The sequence below is a fragment of the Mesorhizobium sp. 43Arga genome, from assembly GCF_053714255.1.
The window spans coordinates 122648-146379 of the sequence record NZ_JBSKBO010000010.1; the positions used below are offsets into that span (position 1 = coordinate 122648).

Annotated in this window: 20 protein-coding genes and 2 tRNA genes; 10 read left to right on the top strand and 12 right to left on the bottom strand. The window is 63.2% G+C overall.

Going from position 1 to position 23732, the window contains the following annotated elements; genetic code table 11:
• Nucleotides 1–247: 247 nt before the first annotated feature.
• Nucleotides 248–321, bottom strand: a tRNA-Cys gene (locus ACWGS8_RS28320).
• 99 nt (nucleotides 322–420) lie between these two features.
• A complete protein-coding gene (locus ACWGS8_RS28325; RefSeq protein ID WP_454584023.1) occupies nucleotides 421–1041 on the bottom strand; it encodes a hypothetical protein in 621 nt (206 codons plus the stop codon).
• 187 nt (nucleotides 1042–1228) lie between these two features.
• On the opposite strand from ACWGS8_RS28325, the gene ACWGS8_RS28330 reads away from it, so the two are divergent.
• Nucleotides 1229–1621 (top strand): hypothetical protein, encoded by a 393-nt coding sequence (locus ACWGS8_RS28330; protein ID WP_454584024.1) that lies wholly within the window; start codon nucleotides 1229–1231, stop codon nucleotides 1619–1621.
• 117 nt (nucleotides 1622–1738) lie between these two features.
• Here the strand turns inward: ACWGS8_RS28330 and ACWGS8_RS28335 are convergent, their stop codons facing one another.
• From ACWGS8_RS28335 to ACWGS8_RS28345, 3 genes are all read right to left on the bottom strand, one after another.
• A complete protein-coding gene (locus ACWGS8_RS28335; RefSeq protein ID WP_454584025.1) occupies nucleotides 1739–2119 on the bottom strand; it encodes a cupin domain-containing protein in 381 nt (126 codons plus the stop codon).
• Nucleotides 2120–2302: 183 nt separating this feature from the next.
• Nucleotides 2303–2376, bottom strand: a tRNA-Gln gene (locus ACWGS8_RS28340).
• 179 nt (nucleotides 2377–2555) lie between these two features.
• Entirely contained in the window at nucleotides 2556–3488 is a 933-nt protein-coding gene (locus ACWGS8_RS28345; protein ID WP_454584026.1) for a lysylphosphatidylglycerol synthase domain-containing protein, read from the bottom strand.
• A gap of 414 nt (nucleotides 3489–3902) precedes the next feature.
• On the opposite strand from ACWGS8_RS28345, the gene ACWGS8_RS28350 reads away from it, so the two are divergent.
• Together ACWGS8_RS28350 and ACWGS8_RS28355 are read left to right on the top strand one after the other, a co-directional pair.
• Nucleotides 3903–5264 carry a Ppx/GppA phosphatase family protein gene (locus ACWGS8_RS28350; RefSeq protein ID WP_454584172.1) on the top strand — a complete coding sequence of 454 codons (1362 nt, stop codon included), beginning with the start codon at nucleotides 3903–3905 and terminating at the stop codon, nucleotides 5262–5264.
• A complete protein-coding gene (locus ACWGS8_RS28355) occupies nucleotides 5264–6061 on the top strand; it encodes an RlmE family RNA methyltransferase (protein WP_454584027.1) in 798 nt (265 codons plus the stop codon). The genes ACWGS8_RS28350 and ACWGS8_RS28355 overlap by 1 nt, the downstream gene beginning before the upstream one ends.
• Before the next feature lie 234 nt (nucleotides 6062–6295).
• On the opposite strand, the gene ACWGS8_RS28360 is transcribed toward ACWGS8_RS28355, so the two are convergent.
• Together ACWGS8_RS28360 and ACWGS8_RS28365 are read right to left on the bottom strand one after the other, a co-directional pair.
• Entirely contained in the window at nucleotides 6296–7717 is a 1422-nt protein-coding gene (locus ACWGS8_RS28360; protein ID WP_454584028.1) for an MFS transporter, read from the bottom strand.
• A 95-nt stretch (nucleotides 7718–7812) separates the two neighbouring features.
• Complete coding sequence (locus ACWGS8_RS28365) at nucleotides 7813–7962, bottom strand: hypothetical protein (RefSeq protein ID WP_454584029.1); 150 nt, start codon at nucleotides 7960–7962, stop codon at nucleotides 7813–7815.
• Between the two features lie 39 nt (nucleotides 7963–8001).
• On the opposite strand from ACWGS8_RS28365, the gene guaB reads away from it, so the two are divergent.
• From guaB to ACWGS8_RS28380, 3 genes are read left to right on the top strand one after another with little or no spacing between them, the layout of a single operon-like run.
• The gene (gene guaB / locus ACWGS8_RS28370; protein ID WP_454584030.1) at nucleotides 8002–9504 is read left to right on the top strand and encodes an IMP dehydrogenase; all 1503 of its coding nucleotides are present in this window, start codon (nucleotides 8002–8004) and stop codon (nucleotides 9502–9504) included.
• Nucleotides 9455–10072 carry a hypothetical protein gene (locus ACWGS8_RS28375; protein ID WP_454584031.1) on the top strand — a complete coding sequence of 206 codons (618 nt, stop codon included), beginning with the start codon at nucleotides 9455–9457 and terminating at the stop codon, nucleotides 10070–10072. The genes guaB and ACWGS8_RS28375 overlap by 50 nt, the downstream gene beginning before the upstream one ends.
• A gap of 36 nt (nucleotides 10073–10108) precedes the next feature.
• Nucleotides 10109–10528: an MAPEG family protein gene (locus ACWGS8_RS28380; protein ID WP_454584032.1), complete on the top strand. Its 420-nt coding sequence runs from the start codon at nucleotides 10109–10111 to the stop codon at nucleotides 10526–10528.
• 7 nt (nucleotides 10529–10535) lie between these two features.
• Here the strand turns inward: ACWGS8_RS28380 and ACWGS8_RS28385 are convergent, their stop codons facing one another.
• The 4 genes from ACWGS8_RS28385 to ACWGS8_RS28400 all read right to left on the bottom strand — a co-directional run bounded on the left by ACWGS8_RS28385 (nucleotide 10536) and on the right by ACWGS8_RS28400 (nucleotide 15514).
• Nucleotides 10536–11570 carry an acyltransferase family protein gene (locus tag ACWGS8_RS28385; protein WP_454584033.1) on the bottom strand — a complete coding sequence of 345 codons (1035 nt, stop codon included), beginning with the start codon at nucleotides 11568–11570 and terminating at the stop codon, nucleotides 10536–10538.
• Nucleotides 11571–11584: 14 nt separating this feature from the next.
• Nucleotides 11585–12736 (bottom strand): ribonuclease D, encoded by a 1152-nt coding sequence (rnd, locus tag ACWGS8_RS28390; RefSeq protein WP_454584034.1) that lies wholly within the window; start codon nucleotides 12734–12736, stop codon nucleotides 11585–11587.
• A 75-nt stretch (nucleotides 12737–12811) separates the two neighbouring features.
• Complete coding sequence (locus ACWGS8_RS28395) at nucleotides 12812–14056, bottom strand: MFS transporter (protein ID WP_454584035.1); 1245 nt, start codon at nucleotides 14054–14056, stop codon at nucleotides 12812–12814.
• Nucleotides 14057–14281: 225 nt separating this feature from the next.
• On the bottom strand, nucleotides 14282–15514 hold the full coding sequence (locus ACWGS8_RS28400) for an MFS transporter (protein ID WP_454584036.1): 1233 nt from the start codon (nucleotides 15512–15514) through the stop codon (nucleotides 14282–14284).
• 121 nt (nucleotides 15515–15635) lie between these two features.
• Here ACWGS8_RS28400 and ACWGS8_RS28405 point away from each other — a divergent pair, with 121 nt between their 5' ends.
• Together ACWGS8_RS28405 and aspS are read left to right on the top strand one after the other, a co-directional pair.
• Nucleotides 15636–16394, top strand: coding sequence for a DeoR/GlpR family DNA-binding transcription regulator (locus ACWGS8_RS28405; RefSeq protein ID WP_454584037.1), 759 nt, complete (start codon nucleotides 15636–15638; stop codon nucleotides 16392–16394).
• Nucleotides 16395–16527: 133 nt separating this feature from the next.
• Nucleotides 16528–18324, top strand: a complete 1797-nt coding sequence (aspS, locus tag ACWGS8_RS28410) for an aspartate--tRNA ligase (RefSeq protein WP_454584038.1) — start codon at nucleotides 16528–16530, stop codon at nucleotides 18322–18324.
• Nucleotides 18325–18442: 118 nt separating this feature from the next.
• Here the strand turns inward: aspS and ACWGS8_RS28415 are convergent, their stop codons facing one another.
• On the bottom strand, nucleotides 18443–19633 hold the full coding sequence (locus tag ACWGS8_RS28415; protein ID WP_454584039.1) for a hypothetical protein: 1191 nt from the start codon (nucleotides 19631–19633) through the stop codon (nucleotides 18443–18445).
• Nucleotides 19634–19960: 327 nt separating this feature from the next.
• On the opposite strand from ACWGS8_RS28415, the gene parC reads away from it, so the two are divergent.
• Both parC and ACWGS8_RS28425 read left to right on the top strand, forming a co-directional pair.
• The gene (parC, locus tag ACWGS8_RS28420; protein WP_454584040.1) at nucleotides 19961–22213 is read left to right on the top strand and encodes a DNA topoisomerase IV subunit A; all 2253 of its coding nucleotides are present in this window, start codon (nucleotides 19961–19963) and stop codon (nucleotides 22211–22213) included.
• A gap of 281 nt (nucleotides 22214–22494) precedes the next feature.
• Complete coding sequence (locus ACWGS8_RS28425) at nucleotides 22495–23712, top strand: AI-2E family transporter (protein WP_454584041.1); 1218 nt, start codon at nucleotides 22495–22497, stop codon at nucleotides 23710–23712.
• The last annotated feature ends 20 nt before the right edge of the window (nucleotides 23713–23732 follow it).

A 23732-nucleotide genomic window follows, 5' to 3' on the forward strand; every position in this document is an offset into this window, starting at 1 on the left:
CGACGGCGCAACAAAAGGCGTTTTGGAAGGGCGTTTGGCCTGTTCCAGACGATTGCTGGCTAGATCTTCGAGATTGCGGAAGCGCCGCGCTGCCACGGTCAGTCAGCCGCGGCTGGATTCCTTCGCCATCAATGCGTGCCAAGCATTGCAAACGCCATTGTGGCACCACCGCTGTTTAATAGGGTAGGGCTGACGTCTCTGGCAAGAAAGCCGCCCTGCCTTTGCCAGCGTGGGTGGCTTTTGAAAATGGAGGTCTAGATGGGAAATGAACCCATTACGTCGGTTTTGCAGACCGATGCGTCACCGTCCCGCCCTCAGACCATGCTGGTCTTATGGCCATCCCACCAACACGCGTCAATCTTGCTGTAGGCGCGGCCGTGCACGGTTTGGGTGACGGAGACTGTCGGTGGCGCACCGCCCTCAACTGGTCCCTTCGCTTTGCCAGCCGGCTAGCTCCGGCAGGTCGTCAAGCCAGCTTTTCTCGCTCACCGAGGCATCGCCGGCCAGCGGCGCAGCCTCTGTGGCGTTTTGAATGAGCCAGTCCATCCACTTCCGATAGGCAACCGGATCCAGTTGCGGCGGCAGCACCTTGGCCTTGGCCAGCATGCGTTTGCGGAAACTGGTTTGCCTGCGCAGTTTGGTCGTCGTGAACTTGATGACCTTGCCTTGATAGTCGACCGTCCAGCGGTCGCCCCCAAGACTGACAAGGCTGTCGATGGAGAAACCGGCATCAACCGGTCGATCCCGCCAAGGAAGCTCGATGGCATTCTTCCTGAGATCGAGTGCCCACCGCTTGTAGTCGGGCCCGGCACGCTGGGGCGGCAGCACACCGGCCTGTTCGAGCATCTTCCTTCGGAAGGTAGGCTGTTTCTTCAACTGGCCGGTTGTGAACTCGACGCGATGCCCACGAAACTCGACGTGCCAACGGATCCTTCCGTTGCCGACATACTTCACCAGCCTGTCGATGAGGAATTCGCCATCGGCCAGCGTCACGCAGCCTTGGCTGATGCTTTCGAGAATGAACTCGGTGTCAGTGACCATTACGCGGCCTCGTGGAGGAAACTTCTGCGGAGCTTAGCCATTGGAACGCACCTGCGGCCAATCTTTTTTGCCCTGAAAATCCCACCTGCTACGGCGCCACGAGCCCTTCCATCCTGACAAGAATGGGCAAACCGTCGTGTTACCGTCAGATGGTGTCATGTCATCGATCTGATAGCCATCGAAGCAAATGGGAGAGTTCGCCACGTCCAGGATCAACCGCCGCGCCTTGCTTTTCCACTCCGGCAGCGCAGCCGTCGCCTCGACGGTTGCGGCAACGGCACTCGCTACAGAGTCGCCGGGCCGAGACCAGGAACCGTCCGGCACGCTGCTCGAGCTGATTGAGGCGCACAGGATTGCATATGCGGCGTTCGGCAAGGCGCTGCACGACATAGGCGGCGACTCCGGCAAAGCCAGCCAGGAGGAGGAGAGGGCGCTGCTCGCCATCTGCGGCCATGCCGCGGTCGAGGAAGGCGATCGCCTGGCCAAGGCCCGGTATCTCCTGGAGATCGAGGCGCGCGGCGAACTCGACCTCCCGGAGCATATGCAGGCCGTTCTTCGTTCGACGATGTGGAAGGGATGAGGCGAGCGGCGCACAACCACGACAATGTCATCGCGCTGATGTGCGCGGCGGTCGTGGGCGCGCCGGCAGCCTCGCGGCCCCACGCGAACCTTTTGGCCAGCAGGTTTGCAGCCTGCCCTACGCCGGTCTGGCGTATTGCTCGGCGCTCATGACCTCGATGCAGACGAAGCGTTCGTTGCCTTCCACCCAGGCGTCGTGGCCGGGCGGGATCGTATAGGACGTACCCTTCGTGAACGTCTTCTGAGTCCCGTCATTCATCTTGACGGTGATGGTTCCGGAAACGACGTAGCCGACATGCGATACCTGACAGCTATCTGTCTTGACGACCGGCTTCACGCATTCGGACCATTTCCATCCCGGCTCCATATTGAGTCGCCCGAGCGTAAAGCCTGGAAGCCGCACCACCTCGACGCGTGTCTTGTCGGGCGACCGAACCTCATCCGGGTTGTCGTGAGATTTGGATTCAAATTTCGTGACATTCATTCCACCATCGGCCATGGCATCCTCCCATACGCGACGCGGAGCCCGATGCTGGCACCTTTCCATTATATTAGCAATTGCTTTTATATCTTGCGGAGGTCGACACAGCCCGCGCTCGCCACCTGAACGGGTGATCTGGAATGGCCTACATCAGGACATAAAGTTCTGTGTAAGCGACTGATTCAAACGATAAATAAAGAGTGGCTGGGGAACCTGGATTCGAACCAGGACTAACGGAGTCAGAGTCCGTGGGTCTACCGTTAACCTATTCCCCAGCAAGCGCGGTCATGAACCGCGCGGGCCGAACGGCTGAGCCGCTTGAGCGCTGCCTTGTAGCCGCCAGCGGAAAATAGTCAAGCCTGCTCTGCGGTTCAATCGCCAGCTTTTGTCAGCCGGTTTCAGATGCCAGGTTTTTCCCGAGGCGAAGGCGTGGACATGAAATCCAATCCGCGACTCAGCTTTCTGTCCGGCTGAACTGCGAGCGCTCGAAGAACAGCACCACCCCCAGGCCGAGAATCAGCGGGATGATCAGATAAAACAGCCGGAACACCAGCAACGCCGCCAGCACCCCGACCGGCTCCATGTCGGAAAGCCCGGCCAGGAACACCACCTCGAACACGCCGAGGCCGCCCGGCGCATGCGAGATCTGGGCGACCGAGAAGGAGACGAGGAAGACACCGAGAATGACGAAATAGCCGGGATTGTGCGCCTCGGGCAGGGCGAAGAAGATGATCGCGGCGGCGGCAAGCAGTTCGATCGGACCGATCAGCAACTGCCTGGCGACGATCGGCAGTGCCGGATAATGCAGCTGGAAGCTGGCGATCTTGAGCGGGCGCAGATGCAGCGCGCTGCCGAAGATGTACGCGGCGACGAGGACCAGCATCGCGATGCCCGCCGCTTCCGACAGGCCATGATGGGCGATGCCGGAAAAGCGGTCGATGATCTGAGGCTCGAACACCAGCACGAGGCCGGAGGCCAGAATCGTCGACAGCACGAACGTGATCCAGCAGACCGCCACCAGCACGCCGACATCCTGGCCGCTCAGGCCCCTAGTGCCATAGGCGCGGTAGCGGATGACGGCGCCGGAAAACACCGATCCGCCAATATTGTGCGAGAGCGCGTAGGTGGTGAAGGAGCACAGCGTCACGAACAACCACGAAACACGCTTGCCGATATGCAGCAGCGCGATGTGGTCGTAGCCGGCGAGCGCGGCATAGGCGATGACGGAACTCAGCGCCGCCAGCACCCAGCCGCGGGTTGGGATGGCGGCGAGTCCATCCCAGACATCGTCGAGCGAAATGCCGCGCAGTTCGTGCCAGAGCAGCAGCAGCGAGAAGATCACCGCGGCGATACCGACCACCGGCCAGAAATAGCGTCTCCAGTTCATTGCCTGACTGCCATGCGTTGCCTGTCCGCTTCCTTTTCGCTTGATGGTGGGAGGCCGGCTGTCCGGTGACTTCCATTCATTTCAGAAATGCCTCATTGAAGCCGGCTATTCAACAGCGAACACGTCTCGCGCCGGTCGCCGGCAAGATCTGCCCGCCAGCAAAAGCGGCGCAAACGGCAGGGATAAGGCAGCGGCTTCGACGAGACTTGTCCTCGCCTGCGTCCGCGCTACCAATCCAGCCTTGCGGGTACATTACGTACTGGGGCGAAAAGGCGGGTTCGCGCCCAGCCGGCAAAATTCGGCATGCGGCTCTTGGTGATCGGCCACGGCACTGTTAGTCTGGCGGCAACTTGAAACATGCCAAAGCGCCTGCTGCGTCCTTCATTGGTTCGCGCGACGCCGGAAGGAACGACAGTGGAAGACCGCGACACCGGCGCAGGCGCGTCGGAGGTGGGCGCGTCCAGCGCTTCCCCAGGGCCATCGGGCTCGGGGACAGCCGGTTGGCAGCAACGCCGCCCGACGGAGCCGCGCTCCGCCGGTGGGCAGGCGGGCGACACGACCCATCACCAGAAGGGCAAGCCCAAGAAGCGGCGCAAGCGAAGGCGCGGGCGCAAGGTTTTTGCGCGCGACGAAACGCATCCGCAGGGCAATCGATCGCCGGTGCCAGGGCAGGCCGACGCCCCGGCCTTGGAGGCGAAGCAGCCGACGGCGCCGGCAACCTTCCCCGCCGCTCCAGCGCCACGCCCCGAACAGGGCACGCGCCGGCCGCCGGTGCATGAGCTGCCGGTCTTCGCGGCCCTCGACCTCGGCACCAACAATTGCCGGCTGCTGGTCGCCGTTCCCACACGGCATGGCCAGTTCCGCGTCATCGACGCCTTCTCGCGCATCGTCAGGCTGGGCGAGGGGCTCACCGCCAATGGCCGCCTCGGCCAGCCTGCGATGGATCGCGCCGTCGAGGCGCTGAAGATCTGCGGCGACAAATTGCGCAGCCGCAAGATCAGGAAGGCCAGGCTGATCGCCACCGAAGCCTGCCGCTCGGCGGAGAACGGCGTCGAATTCCTCGAACGCGTCGAACGCGAGGCCGGCCTGAAGCTCGAGATCATCGACCGCCAGACCGAGGCGCGGCTGGCGGTGTCCGGCTGTGGCTCGCTGGTCGAGCGCAACACACAGGGCGTCGTGCTGTTCGACATCGGCGGCGGCTCTTCGGAGATCGCGCTGATCGATCTCACCGGCCGCCGCTCGCCGCGGCTCGCCAACCATATCGTCTCGTGGACGTCGCTGCCGGTCGGCGTCGTCTCCCTGGCCGAGCGCTTTGGTGGCCGTACCGTGACGCGCGAGATCTTCAACGCCATGGTCGATGACGTCGCCGGCCGTTTGGCGAGCTTCGACGGCCGCGACCGGCTGAGCCACCTCAAGGCCAGCCCGAATTTCCATCTGCTCGGCACGTCCGGCACGGTGACGACGCTGGCCGGCGTTCACCTTGATCTGGAGCGCTACGACCGACGTCGGGTCGACGGGCTGTGGATGGACCGCGACAGCGTCGACCGCATGGTGGAGAGGCTGGTCGGCTGGGATTTCCAGCAGCGCTGCGCCAACCCTTGCATCGGCGCCGACCGCGCCGATCTGGTGCTCGCCGGTTGTGCTATCCTCGAAGCGATCCGCGCCGTCTGGCCCTCGGAGCGGCTGCGCGTCGCCGACCGCGGCCTGCGCGAAGGCATATTGAGCGAGCTGATGGCCGATGACGGCGTCTGGCGCAATGATGGGCGTGGCCGATAATGACCAAGAAACCGGAAAACCCAGGATCGGCCGGCATTCGCGTGCTGAAGACGCGGATCAAGAAGAAAAGTGGCCTGAAGGAATCGTCGCGCCGCTGGCTGCAGCGCCACATCAACGATCCCTATGTCCAGCGCTCGAAGGCCGACGGCTACCGGTCGCGCGCGGCCTACAAGCTGATCGAAATCGACGACAAGCACCATTTGCTGAAACCCGGCATGAAGGTGATCGATCTCGGCGCCGCCCCCGGCGGCTGGTGCCAGGTCGCGGCCGCGCGCACGAAATCGACGGCGGAAAACCCGCATGTCGTCGGCATCGACTATCTGGAAATGGACGCCGTGCCCGGCGCGCCGGTGCTGTTGATGGATTTCCTCGATCCGGATGCACCGCAAAAGCTCGCCGAGGCGTTGGGTGGAGACCCGGATGTCGTGCTATCCGACATGGCGGCACCTACCACCGGCCACAAGCGCACCGACCACATCCGCACCATGCATCTGTGCGAGGTGGCTGCAGATTTCGCGCTGTCCGTCCTGAAACCGGGCGGCCATTTCCTCGCCAAGACCTTCCAGGGCGGCGCCGAGAACGAACTGCTGTCCATGCTCAAGAAGAATTTCCGCTCCGTCCACCACGTCAAGCCGCCGGCCTCGCGTGGTGAATCGGTCGAGCTTTATCTCCTGGCCAAAGATTTTAGGGGGCGAGAGTCCGGTTCGCCGTCAGGCGGATCGGAACGTCCAGTGGACGTTCCGAAGGACTCGAGCGCCCGGAGCCATAGCGAAGGGCCGGGAGACGCTGAAGCCTAAGCGGCCACTCACTGCCGGTTCGCCGTCAGGCGGATCGGAACGTCCGGTAGACGTTCCGAAGGACTCGAGCGCCCGGAGCCATAGCGAAGGGCCGGGAGACGCTGAAGCCTAAGCGGCCACTCACTGCCGGTCCGCCGTCAGGAGATCCGAAACGTCCAGTGGACGGTCCGAAGGACTCGAGCGCCCGGAGCCATAGCGAAGGGCCGGGGGACGCCGAACCCTAAGCGGACCGCCTCACTCGCCCGGCGATCTGACCGGCTCCAGTTCCTTCGGCGTCGTCAGCCGGCCATGGCCGGAGACGGCGTTGCCGGCATCGGGCGCCAGCCGCATGAATGACAGCGCCGCCGCCGCCGATACCGCCGCCACGATGAAGAAGGCGATGTGGAAATCGCCCAGCGTCAGCGAGCCGCCATGGATCGAGGTCGAGACTTCCAGAATGCCGCCGGCGAGCGCCACGCCGAGCGCGATCGACAGCTGCTGGAACACCGCCGTGATCGGTGTTGCCTTGCTGGTGTCTTCGGCCGACACTTCGGCATAAGAGAGCGCATTGACGCCGGTGAAGAACATCGAGCGGATGAAGCCGCCGATCAGCAATATGGCCAGCATCAGCACGTAAGGCGTTTCGGGGGTGAAGAGGCCGTAGATTGCAATCGATGCGGCGGCAACCAGCGAGCCGACGATCAGCACGCGGCGGAAGCCGGCAACTCGGAAAATCAGCGCGGTAACGAATTTCATGCCGATGGCGCCGACCGCCGATACAAAGGTGATCATGCCGGACTGGAACGGCGTCAGCCCGAAGCCGATCTGGAACATCAGCGGCAGCAGGAACGGCACTGCGCCGATGCCGATGCGAAACAGCGAGCCGCCAAGCACCGATGAGCGGAACACCTGGTTGCGGAACAATTCGAGCGCCAGCAACGGATTTTTGGCGCGCCGCGCATGCATGAGGTAGAGCGCGCCCGACAGCAGCCCGACCCCCACCGTGATGAAGCCGGTCGCCGGCGGCAGGTAGGGCAGGCTGACCACCGACAGGCCGAAGACCACGCCGGATGCCGCAAGCCCGCTCAGCACGAAGCCGATGAAATCGAGCGGCGGCGTCTCCATCGATTCGGTTTCCGGCAGGAAGCGCGTCGCCAGCCAGATGCCGACCAGGCCGATCGGCACATTGATCAGGAAGATCCAGTGCCAGGTGAAGTAGGTGGTGATGAAGCCGCCGATCGGCGGGCCGACCAGCGGTCCGACCAATGCGGGAACGGTCAGCCAGGACATGGCGGCGACCAGATCGCTCTTGGGCGTGGCCCGCACCAGCACCAGGCGCCCGACCGGCGTCATCATGGCGCCGCCAATGCCTTGCAGGAAGCGCGACACCACGAAGGCCGGCAGCGAACCGGAGAGGGCGCAGGCGACCGAACCGACGATAAAGACCGCAATCGCGGCGCGAAAAATGTTCTTGGCGCCGAAGCGGTCGGCCATCCAGCCGCTGATGGGAATGAAGATCGCCAGCGACACCAGATAGGCCGTCAGCGCCAATTTGAGCGCGATCGGGCTGGTGTGGATGTCGATGGCGATCGCCGGCAGCGATGTCGCTATGACGGTCGAATCCATGTTTTCCATGAACAATGCGACCGCCAGGATCAGCGGAATGGTGCGATTCACGAGCGTGACCGTTTCAAATCTTCTCTTCGGTCGGGGGCGAACCGATACACGGGGCGGTTATCATGGCTGGACACCGATGTCGTGTTAAATTGCTGTCACTTTTGTGCGACCGCAACCACGGGTGGCACAATCAAATGGTCGAAGACGCTGTTGTGCGTTGCAACGATCGGCTTTTCATCCGCGTCGCGACGTGTTACCAGCCAGCGCCAATCCTGAAAGGGAAGATGAGAGTCGGCGCTGTCCATTCCGGTCCAGCGCTTTTTCCGCATTCTAAAGGGCTGGCCATGGCAAAAATCATCGAAACGTCCACAGGCGCACTGGCGCTGACCTTTGACGACGTGCTTTTGCAGCCGGGTCACTCCGAGGTCATGCCTGGCGAAACCGATGTCCGCACCCGCATCGCCGGCGACATCGACCTCAACGTGCCGATCCTTTCCGCCGCGATGGACACCGTCACCGAGGCGCGTCTTGCCATCGCCATGGCCCAGGCCGGCGGCATCGGTGTCATCCACCGCAATTTCTCGCCGGCCGAACAGGCCGAGCAGGTGCGGCAGGTGAAGAAATTCGAATCAGGCATGGTGGTCAATCCGGTCACCATCGGTCCCGACGCAACGCTCGCCGATGCGCTGTCGCTGATGCGCACCTATTCGATCTCGGGCATTCCGGTCGTCGAGAATGGCGGCACTGGCGGCCACAAGACCGGCAGGCTGGTCGGCATCCTGACCAACCGCGACGTGCGCTTTGCCTCCGACCCGGCGCAGAAGGTCTACGAGTTGATGACCCGTGAAAACCTGATAACGGTCAAGGAGAATGTCGACCAGGACGAGGCCAAGCGGCTTCTGCACCAGCACCGCATCGAAAAACTTGTCGTCGTCGACAAGCAGGGCAATTGCGTTGGCCTGATCACCGTCAAGGACATCGAGAAGTCGCAGCTCAACCCGCACGCCACCAAGGATGCGCAGGGCCGCCTGCGCGCGGCGGCCGCCACCAGCGTCGGCGATGATGGCTTCGAGCGCGCCGAGCGTCTGATCGACGCCGGCGTCGACCTTCTGGTCATCGATACCGCGCATGGCCACTCGCAGCGCGTGCTAGACGCTGTCACCCGGGCGAAGAAACTCTCCAATTCGGTTCGTATCCTGGCCGGCAACGTTGCCACCGCCGACGGCACACAGGCGCTGATCGACGCCGGCGCTGACGCCGTCAAGGTCGGGATCGGCCCGGGCTCCATCTGCACCACCCGAATCGTCGCCGGTGTCGGCGTGCCGCAGCTTTCGGCCATCATGTCGGCCGTCGAGACGGCGCACAAATCGGGTGTGTCGGTGATTGCCGACGGCGGCATCAAATATTCTGGCGATCTCGCCAAGGCGCTCGCCGCCGGCGCCAGCGCCGCCATGATCGGCTCGCTGCTGGCCGGTACCGACGAAAGCCCGGGCGAGGTCTATCTGCATCAGGGCCGCTCCTTCAAGGCCTATCGCGGCATGGGCTCGGTCGGCGCCATGGCGCGCGGCTCGGCCGATCGCTACTTCCAGGCCGAGGTGCGCGACACCCTCAAACTGGTGCCGGAAGGCATTGAAGGCCAGGTCCCGTATAAAGGACCTGTGTCTGGCGTGCTGCACCAGCTTGCGGGCGGGCTAAAAGCCGCTATGGGTTATGTCGGTGGTCGCGACCTTGCCGATTTCCGCGAACGCGCCACTTTTGTGCGCATATCCAACGCCGGACTTCGTGAAAGCCACGCCCATGACGTCACGATTACCCGCGAAAGCCCGAACTATCCCGGCGGAGCCTGAACAATACGGGCTCGGGCGGAGCCTGACCGCTACGGTTCTGCGGCTGCCACGCCACGCGGCCGCGCTGTGTTTCCTGTCGGCGGCGGTTTTCATCGCCATGACGGTGATGGAATTCTTCTATTTCCGCCAGTTGAGCGGCGGCCTGCCGTCGCTCGACATGCGTTATTTCGGTTTCACGCCCGACGAAGGCATGGCCTGGCTGACGGCGCTCGGCCGGCGCGGAGGCGAGACCATTCTGGTCTGGCACTATCTGACCTTCGATCTGTTGTTCCCGGCCCTGCTGTCGCTGACCTTGGTGAGCCTGATCCTGGCCACCGGCCGGCGCCTGCAGAGCTTCCGCGAGCTTCCCGGGCAGGTGCAGTCGGTCTTCGCGCTGGTGCTGGTGCTGCCCTACACGCTCGCCGACTATGCCCAGAATGTAGCCGTGGCGCGGCTTCTGTCCGATTTCCTGTCGGCCAATCCGGATTCGCTATCGTTCGCTTCGGCTCTGATCGTCACCAAATTCGCGCTTCTCGCCATCCCGGCGGTCGTCATCGCCGCTTTCTGGCTGGTGGGTCAGAGACGCTAGACTAAGCTTGATGCCGGACAGGGCAGGGGAAATGTCATGAACCAGACGACGATCTTCTGGCCAGTTCTGGCGCATGTGGCTCTGATCTACATCGTCTATGTCGTGATGGGCAGGCGCAGATACTTTGCCGTTAAATCGGGCGAGGCCAGGGTCGGCCAATACAAGGTACGCTCGACCGAGCCGGCGCCCAGTGTCACGGTCGCCAACAATCTGATCAACCAGTTCGAATTGCCGGTGCTTTTCTACGTGCTGTGCCTGACGCTCCACGTCACCAACGGCGTAAACTATCTGACCTTGGCGCTGGCGTGGATTTTCGTCCTGACGCGCTATTTCCACGCCTGGGTGCACCTGACAAGCAACAATCTGCGGCTGCGCAGCCGTTCTTTCTTCGCCGGCGCGGTGGTGCTGGCGCTGGCCTGGATCTGGTTCGCGCTGCACCTGCTCGGCATCGTCTGAGGCAGGGTCACGCGGGGGTTGCAGCCCTCGACATCAAGCGCGCCGCATAGATTTCGATCCCCCGTCGAAACCTATGCTCGACCGCCCACGCGACGAATGCCGCAATGGCGACCACGGTGCAGAAGGCTATGCCGATCCGAAGATACGGGGAGCCAATCCACGGAGCCAGCCATCGTATGATCGCGACACCGACATTCTGGTGCAGAAGATACAGAGGATAGCTAATCAAGCCGATGTAACTCACGCTTCGCCAGATCTTGATATCGCGCAGCTGGACCCCGATGATCCCAAGAATTGAAAGCGCGATGACCCAGGCATTGAATCCCGAGCCGCCCCACAGTTTGACAACAACCACCAGGCATCCGGCTGTCACGACCGTCTGCACGGTTCGGGTCGATCGCCTCGCCGCGATGCCCATCAAAAAGAAGAGGCTGTAGGGGAACAGAAAATACGGCATGGCGATGCCCTTGAAGGGAAAAATCAGAGCCTGATGGTCTCTCCACAACCCTGAAAAATGTGCAATTGCGCCCAGAACGGTAAAGCAGGTGAAAAGGACGAGAACGCGATTTGGCCAGAGATAGAAGATGAGGCCGAACACAAAGTAGAATTTTGCTTCCGCAAGCAGTGACCAGTAGGCGCCGTCGACAAGCGGCGTTGGAGCAAACAGGGTTATCCAGCTTGCGTTTTTCAGGCCGTCGAGCACTGAAACCTCTCTGCCCGGAAGACCCAGAGCCGCAACCACGACAAGCGTGATCCCGATACAGGCGAAGAGCGCGGGCTCCAGCCGCATAAATCTCTGCAGCCAGAACATCCACACGGTTTCGGACCGCTCGGCTGTCATCGCGATGCAGTAGCCACTGATAATGAAAAACAGAAAGACGCCAACTATCCCTTGCCATGGCAGCGTCATCTGATGGTCGAACCCGATGTAGTCGGCGGGAAAGCGGGACGTATAGTGGAAGATCAGAACCAGCATCACGGCGATCGCGCGCAATGCGTCGATCGCCTCGTATCGCCGGTCCTCGTCCCGATCCGAACGCATCGGCTAGAAGGCCTCTAGAGGTCGAATACCGCTATTTTACGCTTGTCGAACTTTATGCCGATCTCTCCGCGCACCAGCTTCAGCGCGGCTTCGCCGAACACGGCGCGCCGCCAGCCCTGCAGCGCCGGCACGTCTGCATCCTCACCTTCGGCGGCGATGCGATCGATGTCGTCGCTGGAGGCCAGCACTTTCGAGGCCACGCCCTGCTTTTCGGCGACGATCCTGAGCAACACTTTCAACAGTTCGGCCGCGGCGCTTGAGCCTTCCGGCGGCTGAAAATTCTTCGGCAGTTTCGGCATCTGGTCCTTGGGCAAGGCCAGGGCGGTGTTGACCGCGCCAAGCAGCGCCGTCGCCGTCGAGGAGCGCTCCCAGCCCTTGGGCGTGGTGCGAAGCTTGGCAAGGGCCGCCGTGTCGCGTGGCGCCTGCTGCGCCACCTCGTAGATCGCGTCATCCTTGAGCACGCGGCCGCGCGGCACGTCGCGCTCGCGCGCCTCACGTTCGCGCCATGCCGCGACGGCCTGCACGATCGCCAGTTCCTGCGGCTTGCGCAGCCGCATCTTCAGCCGCTTCCAGGCGTCCTCGGGATGCGGATCGTAGGTCTCGCGCGAGGTCAGCACGTCCATCTCTTCGTTCAGCCAATGGGCGCGGTTCTCCCGCGCCAGTTCGGCGCTCAAATGCTGATAGACCTCGATCAGATGGGTGACGTCGGCCAGCGCGTAATCGAGCTGCTTGTCGGACAGCGGCCGGTGGCGCCAGTCGGTGAAGCGCGACGACTTGTCGAGCCGTGCGCCGGTGATGCGCTGCACGAGCTGGTCGTAGGAAACGCTGTCGCCGAAGCCGCAGACCATGGCCGCGACTTGCGTGTCGAACACCGGGTGCGGCACGAGATCGCCGAGATGGACGATGATTTCAATGTCCTGGCGCGCCGCGTGGAAGACCTTGACCACCGCCTCGTTGGCCATCAGCCGGAAGAACGGGGCGAGGTTGATGTCGGGCGACAACGGGTCGATCAGCGCGGTGACGCCAGGTGCCGCCATCTGGATCAGGCACAGGATTGGCCAGAAGGTCGTTTCGCGGATGAATTCGGTGTCGACGGTAACGAAATCCGACTTTTCGAAAGCGGCGAGAACGGTCTCGAGTTCTTTCTGGGTGGTGATGACGTGCATCAAATCGCTTTTGGCAGGAGTAAGGTCTTCCTAGATTTCAGCCGGGAAGGCTTTCGTCAAGCTTTGGCGCCGTCATCATGCGCTTCCCGGGCCCTCGGAATCGCCATTGCGTCTGGCCAGCCGCGCGAAAACGGTCGACGTGCGCAACAGCGCGGTGAATCGGCTGCGCTTGGCCACGGGCACGCCGGAGCGTGCCTGCATGCGGTAGAGGATGACGGCGATGAAGATCGCATAGACGGTGGCGCTGAACACGAACAGCGCGCTCGGCCCGAAATACTGCATCGCTGTCGAGGCGGCGAAAGGCCCGCCAATGGCGCCGAAGGAGTAGAACAGCATCAGCGCCGCATTGATCAGCACGAACTCGCCCGTGTCGGCGCGGTCGTTGGAATGCGCCGCCGACAGCGAATAAAGCGGCATGGCGAAACAGCCGAAGATGAAGATGATGATGAAATTGAGCAGCGGATTGCTGCCGGCGATAAACACCAGGGCCAAGGCGGAAAGCATCGCGCAGCAGGTCGTCAGCAACAACACCCGGCGTCGGTCCCAGCGGTCGGAGAGATAGCCGAGCGGATACTGGATGATGGCGCCGCCGAAGATGCCGACGCTGACGAAGGTGACGACATCGGCAACCGACATGCCGATCTGCTCTGCATAGACCGGCGACAGCGTGCGAAAGGCGCTGTTGGTGACACCGACGGCGATGCAGCCGAAGCAGCCGAGCGGCGAAATGCGCCAGACGCGCGCCAGGTCGAGCTTGACCTCCTCCGGCGGTGTCGGGTTGGAGCGGTCGCCGAGCGAGACTGGTACCAGCGACAGCGTGATCATGATCGACATGATGGCGAAGATGGTGAAGCCGCCGGCGCCGAAGACCGGAATCAGGAACTGGGCCGATGTCACCGAGCCGGTATCGACCATCCGGTAGATCGCCAGCACGCGAGCGCGGTCCCTGTTGGTGACGCCGGAATTCAGCCAGCTCTCGACGATGGTGAACAGCCCGGCGAAACAGAAGCCGCCGGCAAAGCGCACCGCGCACCACATCACCGGATCGCGGACCAGCACCAGCAGCAGAGTGCCGGCCGAGGCGATGGCGGCCAGTGCCGAAAACGCCCTGATATGGCCGACCGCCTTCATGATGCGGGTGATGGCCAGGCAGCCGAGCAGGAAGCCGGCGAAATAGAAGGTGCCCATCAGGCCGATGGCGGAAGCGGAAAATCCCTCCTGCGCGCCGCGCAGCGCAATCAGCGTGCTCTGCAGCCCATTCCCGCCGAGCAGGATGCCTGCGGCGAGAAGAAGCGGAATCAGCGGGCGGATGGAGGACATGAAGCAGGCGATCACGTATCGGTGACCCCTTCTTGAACCATTGCCTGGGTCAATGCCAGCGGCAATTGCCGCTGGCAGGATCAATCGCGGTTCTCAGCGCCCCCACTATACTATGTTGCCTGGTTTGGAGCGGACGTAGGTCCGTATGGTCCACCTGCCGGCGTCAGTTTCGCGACGCGATCTTAACTGGCCGGCCGTCCCGTCCGCGGCCAGGGAACCCTTCAGTCACCCCTCTGCCGCCCGCGCAAATATCTTGTCCCCCGTCGGCTCGAGCGGCTCATCCACTGGCGCGGCCGGTTTGTCGGCGGCCGGCCGCCGGCCAAGCGATCCCGCGGTCAGCAGGCTGAGGATAATGAACGGAATGCCGATGCCAAAGGCCGACCGGATGCCCCAATGATCTGAGACGAAGCCGAGCAGCGGTGGTCCGAGCAGGAAGGCGACGAAGGAGATCTGCGACAGTGCCGCGACATTGATCGCCGCCGGCCGATCCGTCCGTTGGGCGGCAGCCGAGATCGCCAGCGGGAAGAGGGCGCTGGTGCCGATCCCCAGAAGCGCAAAGCCCAGCATGGAGAAGAACGGCGCGGGCGAGAAAAAGACAATCAGCACGCCGGTCGCCATCATCGCCAGCAGCACCCGCGCCACGCCGCGTGGCGAATAGCGGTCGACAAAACTGTCGGCGAAGAAGCGCGTGGTTGCCTGGGAAAAGGCGAACAGCGCCACGGTGAAACCGGCGACGAAGGGGCCGGACTCGAACACCGTGCGCATATAGATCGCCGACCAGTCGATGCTGGCGCCTTCCATCAGCATCGCCGAGAGTGTCACCGCGACGAGAACAAGGATCGGCGGGGTCGGCCGCGCCAGCTTGGGTGCCTTCCCGCCGGTGCTGGCGAAGCGGCTCGGCGCCGGCTGGTAGCCGCCGAGGAACAGCGCCATCGAGATCGCGACGATTGGCACGATCAGCGCCAGATGCAGTTGCGGCGATATGCCGAGATGCGCGAGAGCCGCGCCGAACAGGCCGGCGCCGAAAAAGCCCATACTCCAGAACGAATGCGCGCGGTTCATGATGCGACGCTTGACCAGGAATTCGGTCCGGTCGGCCTCGACATTGAGCATGATCTCGACGCTGCCGATCATCAGGCCGACTGGAAAGAGCATGAGGAAAAGCGCGAGCGGCCCCGGCGCATGCACCGCGAGGGCATAGGCGAGCGCCAGCAGTGGTACCAGGATGAGCAACGCCCGGCGGAAGCCGACGCGCTCGAGTAAAGGCGTCGCCAGCGTCAGCGCCGTCAAGGTGCCGATCGGCGTTCCGATCAGGCTGAGGCCGAGCGTGCCGTCCCCAATGCCCATGGCGTGCTTGATGTCGGGCAGGCGCGGAAAGATGTTACCCATGGCGAAGGAATAGATCGCGAACCCGGCATAGACGCGGTGTTGCGGGGCAAAGTTGAGACCAAGGCTCATGGCAGCGCTTTCAAAGGAAGGGTGGCTGGCTTGTGCGACAGCCCGGGCCGACCACTCCTTGCATAAACGTGCAGAACATGCAATAACGTGCACAGAGAAATAAGATCAGGCGAAACAGGCAATGCTGACCGATCAACGGCACCAGCTTATCCGCGACCGCCTCGCGGCGGAGGGGAGTGTGCTTGCGGGCGAACTGGCGAGCCGCTTCGGCGTTTCGGAGGACACGGTGCGCCGCGACCTCAGGGAGCTGGCGAAAGCCGGGCACTGTCGCCGGGTCTATGGCGGCGCGATTGCGGCGGCGCCCTTTGCCGCGGCCCCCATCGGCCTGCGCGGCGGCCATGCGGTCGAGGAGAAGGCGCGGCTGGCGAGCACGGCCGTGGCGTTGCTCTCCAGCGGACAGACCCTGTTCATCGACGGCGGCAGCACCAACACCGCCATCGCCAAGGCCCTTCCCCGCGACCTTGAACTGACCATTGCCACCAATTCGCTCGGTGTCGCCTTGGCGCTGTCCGACCATCCCCTGGTCGAACTGACCGTGCTTGGCGGCAGGTTCGTCCGCGATCTTGGAACCTGCGTCGGCGCCGACACGCTGGCCGCCGTTGCGCAGCTTGGCACCGACCTGTTTTTCCTTGGCTCCTGCGGCCTGGATGCCTCACGCGGTGTGACGGCATTCGATTCGGCCGAGGCCGAGGTCAAGCGGGCCATGGCCAGGAACAGCGCCGGCATCGTCATCGCCGTCACCAACGACAAGCTGGCCACCGCGGCGCCTTATCGCGTCGCCGGCGCCGAAGCGATCCGCCATCTGGTGGTCGAAAAGACCGCGCCGGCCGCGATCCTCGCCGATTTCGAACGCCAGGGCGCTGAAATCCACTTCGCCTGAATGCCCGGCAGCATGCCGGACGTCGGGATTGCCCGCTTGCCTTGACAAATCCGGCCTCCCATGCGCTTTTCGCGCAAATTTTGGGCCGGGCTTTGATGCTTTGGCCTGCCACCCAGCACCCCGGACTTTACCAATGACAACGCACCGTTACCGCAGCCATACCTGTGCCCAGTTGAGAAAGAGCGACGTCGGGTCGTCCGTTCGCCTGTCGGGCTGGGTGCATCGCGTGCGCGACCATGGCGGCCTGCTGTTCATCGATCTGCGCGACCACTACGGCCTGACCCAGATCGTTGCCGACCCCGATTCGCCGGCCTTCAAGGTCGCCGAGACCGTGCGCGGCGAATGGGTCATCCGTGTCGACGGCGAGGTCAAGGCGCGCCTGCCGGAGACGGTCAACGCCAACCTGCCGACCGGCGAGATCGAGATTTTCGCCCGCGAGATCGAGGTGCTGTCTGCGGCCAAGGAATTGCCGCTGCCGGTGTTCGGCGAGCCGGACTATCCCGAGGATATCAGGCTGAAGTACCGCTTCCTCGACCTGCGCCGCGACACGCTGCACAAGAACATCGTGGCGCGCACCAAGATCATCGCCGAGATGCGCAAGCGCATGGGCGATGTCGGCTTCACCGAATTCTCGACGCCGATCCTGACCGCGTCGTCGCCCGAGGGCGCGCGCGACTTCCTGGTGCCGTCGCGCATCCATCCCGGCACTTTCTACGCGCTGCCGCAGGCGCCGCAGCAGTACAAGCAGCTGATCATGGTGTCGGGCTTCGACCGTTATTTCCAGATCGCGCCCTGCTTCCGCGACGAGGATCCTCGCGCCGACCGCCTGCCCGGCGAATTCTACCAGCTCGACGTCGAGATGAGCTTCGTCGAGCAGGACGATGTGCTGTTGACCATGGAACCGGTCATGCGGGGCGTGTTCGAGACCTTCGCCAACGGCAAGCCGGTGACGCAGAAGTTCCAGCGCATTCCCTACGATGTCGCCATGCGCAAATACGGCTCCGACAAGCCGGACCTGCGCAACCCGATCGAAATGCAGGCCGTCTCCGATCATTTCCGCGATTCCGGCTTCAAGGTGTTCGCCAACATCCTTGCCAACGATGCGAAGGCCGAAGTGTGGGGCATTCCGGCCAAGACCGGCGGCAGCCGCGCCTTCTGCGACCGCATGAACTCCTGGGCGCAGGGCGAGGGCCAGCCGGGGCTGGGCTATATCTTCTGGCGCAAGGAGGGCGACAAGCTCGAAGGCGCCGGCCCGCTCGCCAAGAACATCGGCGAGGAGCGCACCGAGGCGATCCGCCAGCAGCTCGGCCTTGCCGACGGCGACGCCGCCTTCTTTGTCGCGGGTGATCCCAAGAAGTTCGTCTCCTTCGCTGGTGCCGCGCGCACGCGCGCCGGCGAGGAGCTGAATCTCGTCGACCGCGAGCGTTTCGAATTGTGCTGGATCGTCGACTTCCCGTTCTTCGAATGGAACGAGGAGGAGAAGAAGATCGACTTCGCCCACAACCCGTTCTCGATGCCGCAGGGCGGCATCGATGCGCTGAAGGGCGAGGATCTGCTCGGCATCAAGGCTTTCCAGTACGACATGGTCTGCAACGGTTTCGAGATCGCCTCGGGCGGCATCCGCAACCATCTGCCTGAAACCATGGTCAAGGCGTTCGAGACGGTCGGGCTGGACCGCGCAACGGTGGAAGAGCGCTTCGGCGGTCTCTACCGCGCCTTCCAGTATGGCGCGCCGCCGCATGGCGGCATGGCCGCCGGCATCGACCGCGTCGTCATGCTGCTGGTCGGCGCCAAGAACCTGCGTGAGGTCACCATGTTCCCGATGAACCAGCAGGCCTACGATCTGTTGATGAACGCGCCGTCGGAAGCTTCGCCGCAGCAGCTTCGCGAACTGGCACTGCGTGTCGCACCGATCAAGAAAGACGCTTGATCGCGAACTTCGGGCGGCACTTTAGACAACCGCCAGAACCGATTCTTTCGATTCGATAATCCCACAAAAAAGCCCGGCATCGCTGCCGGGCTTTTTTGTAGATCTTGAGGGCGTTCGATCAGTCCTCGTTCGCCTTGACGCTGACCCCGAGCGTCTTGGGCAGGTCGAGCGGGTTGGACATGGCGCCCGCCATGATCAGCGCGAACGGCACCGATGCCGGCGGTTCGGCCGAAATTTCGAGGCTCTTCGGATCGTCGAGATATTTGCTGACCGCCGCGGTCACCTGCGCCGTCAGTTCCGGATTGTTGAGCTGCGCCATGCCGAACGGCACGATCGCCTTGGCCTGGTTGGCGACGTCCTTGGCCGACATGCCCTGCTGCTTGCCGACATATTCCAGCACCTTGCCGGTCAGCGAATCGTCGTCGAAGCGGATCGAGGCGCTGTTGAACGAAAGCTGCTGCAACAGGCCGAGCATGGCCATGCCTTGTGCCGAATTGTCGGCGCCTTGAGGCTGCGCGGCCATCTTCTTCTGCATTTCCTGCAGCGACTTGATGAAGTCGATCGTGTAGCCGCCGAGGTCGAAGGTCATGCCGAGCGTGCCGGCATTCTCGACGGAGATGTCGTATTTCGACAGTTCCATCTTGCCGTCCGAGGGCTGCCAGGTGCCGGCCATTTCGAGATTGCCCGAAATATTCTGGTAGCCGAGCGCGTTGATGACTTCCTTGGATTTGGGGTCGTCGACCAGTGTCAGGTCGGCGTTGAACTTTTCCGTGTTGGCGGTGAATTCCATCGCCTTGCCGTCCGCGGGCGGCGTGATCTCGACGGCAAGTCCGTCCATCGAGAAGGCGGTCTTGTCGGCGACCTTCACCGTCATGTTGGCGAGTTCGGCGGATTTGTACATCATCAGCGAACCCAGCGGGCCGGTGGCGCCATCGGCCGGAACCGTCATGTCATGGATGACGAAGGGGCTGAGGTTGAGGGTGACGCCGTCCTTGGCGTGTTCGAAGGCCGAGGTGGAGACGGTGGCGATATCGAAGCCGCCATTGGCCGGGGTCACACCCTCGAGCTTGACGTCGCCGATGGTGAGGGCTTCCTTTTCCGCCGCCGGCTTGATGGCAACGCCCTGCAGCACCATGCTGGTGTTGTCGCCGGTCACCCCGGTCCAGGAGATGTCGACGCCCTGGGCCGCCAGCGCCGCCTTCAGCCGGTCGGCAACCGCCGCGTCCTGGGCAAGGGCCGCATTCAGCGGCAGTGTGAACAAGAAGGTTGAAAGAGCGAATTTCCGGAGAGTTGAGCGTTTGATTGTCATCGCAAGGTCCCTGAGAGTGTCCTGAAATTGTTTTTCAATTCTCTGCACCATCACCATTCCGTGACGAACTGGACGGGAAAAAGGCGTATCCCGGTACCATGGTCGAAAATCACAGTGAAAGGCAAACTCGATCCCACCGTCTTGGCGCAAATCGGTGAATTTGTCATGAAGAGCCGGTTGCCCGATATCATCACGCTTGGCCATAGAGGCCTGATGTAACAGGCTGATGTTGGTCGACATCCCCAGGCGTACGGTTTCATGTTGCAGAACGGCCGGTAAATCTGTCGGCCTCTTGCCGCGAATCGCCCGCTCGGCTAGTCCCAGCCCATGGGAAAAAGGCTTTTGCCGCCTCAAGATGGCGGTGGTGATCACATTGAACCGGTCGATCTGAAGAAGGCGCTGGAAGAGCGCTATCTCGCCTATGCGCTGTCGACCATCATGCACCGGGCGCTGCCCGACGTTCGCGACGGGCTGAAGCCGGTCCATCGCCGCATCATGCACGCCATGCGGCTGCTCAGGCTCAACCCCGACCAGGGCTTTGCCAAATGCGCCCGCATCGTCGGCGAGGTGATGGGCAAGTTCCATCCGCATGGTGACCAGTCGATCTACGACGCGCTGGTGCGGTTGGCGCAGGATTTTTCCATGCGCTATCCCCTGGTCGACGGGCAGGGCAATTTCGGCAACATCGACGGCGATAACGCCGCCGCCATGCGCTACACCGAAGCGCGCATGACCGACGTGGCGACCGAACTGCTTGCCGGCATCACCGAGGACGCTGTCGACTACCGGCCGACCTACAATGAAGAGGACGAGGAACCGGTGGTGCTCCCCGGCGCCTTCCCGAACCTTCTGGCTAACGGCTCGTCCGGCATCGCGGTCGGCATGGCGACATCGATCCCGCCGCACAACGCGGCCGAACTCTGCGACGCGGCATTGCACCTGATCGAGCACCGGGATGCGCCGGTGGCCAAGCTGATGGATTTCGTCCAGGGTCCGGATTTCCCGACCGGCGGCATCATCGTCGACAGCCGCGCCTCCATCCTCGAAGCCTACGAGACCGGCCGCGGCGGTTTTCGCGTGCGGTCGAAATGGAGCCAGGAGGACCAGGGCAGGGGCACCTGGAGCATCGTCGTCACCGAGATTCCCTATGGCGTGCAGAAGGCGCGGCTGATCGAGAAGATCGCCGAGCTGTTGATGGCGCGCAAGCTGCCGCTGCTCGAGGACATCAGGGACGAAAGTGCCGAGGACATCCGAGTCGTGCTGGTGCCGAAGAGCCGTTCCGTCGATCCGGGTATCCTGATGGAATCGCTGTTCAAGCTCACCGAGCTTGAGAGCCGATTCCCGCTCAACATGAATGTGCTGTCGCGCGGCAAGGTGCCCAACGTGCTGTCGCTGAAGGGCGTGCTGCAGGAATGGCTCGATCACCGCCGCGACGTTCTGATCCGCCGCTCGAAACATCGCCTGGGCGAGATCGAAAGACGGCTGGATATCCTGGCCGGCTACCTGATCGCCTATCTCAACATCGACGAGGTGATCAAGATCATCCGCGAGGAGGATGAGCCTAAGCAGGTGATGATGGCCCGCTGGTCGCTCACCGACACCCAGGCCGAAGCCATCCTCAACATGCGCCTGCGCGCCCTGCGCAAGCTGGAAGAGTTCGAGATCCGCAAGGAATTCGACGGCCTCACCACCGAGAAGAAGCAGATCGAGGCGCTGCTGGCGTCCGATGCCAAGCAATGGTCGACGATCAAGTGGGAAGTCACCAGTCTGCGCGAAAAATTCGGCCCGGAGACCGAGCTCGGTAAGCGCCGCACCCAGTTCGCTGATGCGCCCGAACACGACCTGACCGACATCGCCCACGCCATGATCGAGCGCGAGCCGGTCACCGTGGTGGTTTCGGAAAAAGGCTGGCTGCGGGCGATGAAGGGGCATCTGGCCGACCTTTCGACGCTGACCTTCAAGGAAGGCGACAGCCTCAAGCTCGCCTTCCATGCGCAGACCACCGACAAGGTGCTGGTCTTCACCACCGGCGGCAAGTTCTACACCATCGGCGCCGACCGGCTGCCGGGCGGGCGCGGCCATGGCGAGCCGATCCGCATCATCGTCGACATGGACAATGACCAAGACATCGTCACCGCGTTCGTCCACGATCCCAAACGCAAGCTGCTGCTCGCCTCCTATGACGCCAATGGCTTCGTCGTGCCGGAGGAGGAAGTCGTCGCCAACACCCGCAAGGGCAAGCAGGTGATGAACGTCAAGGCGCCGGACGAGGCCAAGCGTTGCGTACCGGTCACCGGCGATCACCTCGCCATCGTCGGCGAGAACCGCAAAATGCTGGTGTTCGCGCTTTCGGAAATTCCCGAGATGGGCCGCGGCAAGGGCGTGCGGCTGCAGAAATACAAGGATGGCGGCCTGCTCGATCTCAAGCCGTTCACCTTGGAGGCAGGCCTGTCCTGGCAGGACTCGGCCGACCGCACCTTCACAAGGTCGCGCGAGGAACTGGCCGAATGGATCGGCGCCCGGGCCTCGGCCGGCCGCATGGTGCCGAAAGGTTTCCCGAGGACGGGCAAGTTCGGGTAGCTAAGCGTCTCTTCCTTCCCCCCCTGTGGGCCCAAGGGGCGGGCGAGACCGTTGGCTCGCCCCGGGGGTGGCCGAGCGAAGCTCGGTTGGATGAGGGGTGTTCCAGGGAACGCCAGCGTCTCACTCCGCTGGAACACCCCTCGACCGTCTCGGCGCTGGGCGCCGATCCACCTTCTCCCACTAGGGGAGAAGGAAAGTACTCCCCCTAATTTGGAGTATCGTCACGATTGCTGCACTATATCGGTGCATAACGGGGAAGGGTGTTTGAGAGAGACGGGCGTTTGAAAGAATCCAGGTCCCAGAAACCGGAACGGCAGCAGCGCCTGTTCGGCCTGTCGACGCCGCTGCGGTCGGCTGTCATTCCGCCGCTGTCGGCGGCGCGCTGGCTGCTGGTGCTGATTGTCGCCGCCGGCGTCTATTTCTTCCACGGCTTCCTGTTCCCGGTGCTGGCGGCGCTGGTCATCGCGTTCGCCAGCTGGCCGCTTTACCAGCGGCTGCTGGCCGGGGTCGGCGGCAACCGCACCATCGGCGCCACTCTGGCCATCCTGTTCATCCTGGCCTTCCTGGTGATACCGATTGCGCTTGCCGGCACCTACGCCATCAACGAAGTGCGCGAGTGGGTCGGATGGGCGATCGAGACCAACCGGCACGGGGCGGTGACGCCGCACTGGATCGCGACCATGCCTGTCCTGGGCGACTGGCTGAACGAGCAATGGACCACCAATTTTGGTCATCCCGGCGGAATTGGTGAGCTGATCCAGCTGATCAGCGGCGCCAATATCGGCAGCATCTATCGCGGCGCGCTCGCCGCCGGCGGCAGTGCCTTTGGGCTGCTCTTGACGCTGCTGTTCATGATGATCGCCCTGTTCTTCGCCTATCGCGATGGCGAGCATTTTGCCGGCCAGGTCGATCGCCTAGGCGAACGCATCCTGCCGACGCGATGGGAGCGGATTTCGCGTGTCGTGCCGGCGACCATCTCCTCGACAGTGACCGGCATGACCGTCATCGCGATTGGCGAGGGGTTGGTGCTGGGCATCGCCTACTGGCTGGCCGGCGTGCCGTCGCCGGTGACGCTTGGCGCCCTGACCGGCGTCATGGCGCTCATCCCCGGCGGCGCACCATTGTCCTTCACCCTTGTCTCGATTTATCTCGCCGCCAGCGGCTCGCCCATGGCCGGCCTGGCGCTGTTCCTGTGGGGCGCGGTCGAACTGTTCATCGTCGACAAGACACTTCGCCCGAAGCTCGTCGGCGGGCCGATAAAACTGCCTTTCCTGCCGACCTTTTTCGGTCTGATCGGCGGCGTCAAGACGATGGGCTTTCTCGGCCTGTTCATCGGCCCGGTGCTGATGGCGCTGCTGGTCGCCATCTGGCGCGAATGGCTGCGCGAGGTGGAACTGGTCGACGAACTCGCCGCCGGCTCGGCGGCCGAAATCGAAGGCGGGCCGCCGCAGATCGAGATCCTGCCGGAACCCGGCGTGGCGAAGAAGGCCAACGCCTGATCCCGAAACGCAGTTAGCCC

Coding starts and splice junctions, on each gene's coding strand:
- ACWGS8_RS28325 (WP_454584023.1), bottom strand. CDS start 1,041: ATGGTCACTGACACCGAGTTCATTCTCGAAAGCATCAGCCAAGGCTGC.
- ACWGS8_RS28330 (WP_454584024.1), top strand. CDS start 1,229: ATGGGAGAGTTCGCCACGTCCAGGATCAACCGCCGCGCCTTGCTTTTC.
- ACWGS8_RS28335 (WP_454584025.1), bottom strand. CDS start 2,119: ATGGCCGATGGTGGAATGAATGTCACGAAATTTGAATCCAAATCTCAC.
- ACWGS8_RS28345 (WP_454584026.1), bottom strand. CDS start 3,488: ATGAACTGGAGACGCTATTTCTGGCCGGTGGTCGGTATCGCCGCGGTG.
- ACWGS8_RS28355 (WP_454584027.1), top strand. CDS start 5,264: ATGACCAAGAAACCGGAAAACCCAGGATCGGCCGGCATTCGCGTGCTG.
- ACWGS8_RS28365 (WP_454584029.1), bottom strand. CDS start 7,962: ATGGACAGCGCCGACTCTCATCTTCCCTTTCAGGATTGGCGCTGGCTG.
- guaB (WP_454584030.1), top strand. CDS start 8,002: ATGGCAAAAATCATCGAAACGTCCACAGGCGCACTGGCGCTGACCTTT.
- ACWGS8_RS28375 (WP_454584031.1), top strand. CDS start 9,455: ATGACGTCACGATTACCCGCGAAAGCCCGAACTATCCCGGCGGAGCCT.
- ACWGS8_RS28380 (WP_454584032.1), top strand. CDS start 10,109: ATGAACCAGACGACGATCTTCTGGCCAGTTCTGGCGCATGTGGCTCTG.
- ACWGS8_RS28385 (WP_454584033.1), bottom strand. CDS start 11,570: ATGCGTTCGGATCGGGACGAGGACCGGCGATACGAGGCGATCGACGCA.
- rnd (WP_454584034.1), bottom strand. CDS start 12,736: ATGCACGTCATCACCACCCAGAAAGAACTCGAGACCGTTCTCGCCGCT.
- ACWGS8_RS28395 (WP_454584035.1), bottom strand. CDS start 14,056: ATGTCCTCCATCCGCCCGCTGATTCCGCTTCTTCTCGCCGCAGGCATC.
- ACWGS8_RS28400 (WP_454584036.1), bottom strand. CDS start 15,514: ATGAGCCTTGGTCTCAACTTTGCCCCGCAACACCGCGTCTATGCCGGG.
- ACWGS8_RS28405 (WP_454584037.1), top strand. CDS start 15,636: ATGCTGACCGATCAACGGCACCAGCTTATCCGCGACCGCCTCGCGGCG.
- aspS (WP_454584038.1), top strand. CDS start 16,528: ATGACAACGCACCGTTACCGCAGCCATACCTGTGCCCAGTTGAGAAAG.
- ACWGS8_RS28415 (WP_454584039.1), bottom strand. CDS start 19,633: ATGACAATCAAACGCTCAACTCTCCGGAAATTCGCTCTTTCAACCTTC.
- parC (WP_454584040.1), top strand. CDS start 19,961: ATGGGAAAAAGGCTTTTGCCGCCTCAAGATGGCGGTGGTGATCACATT.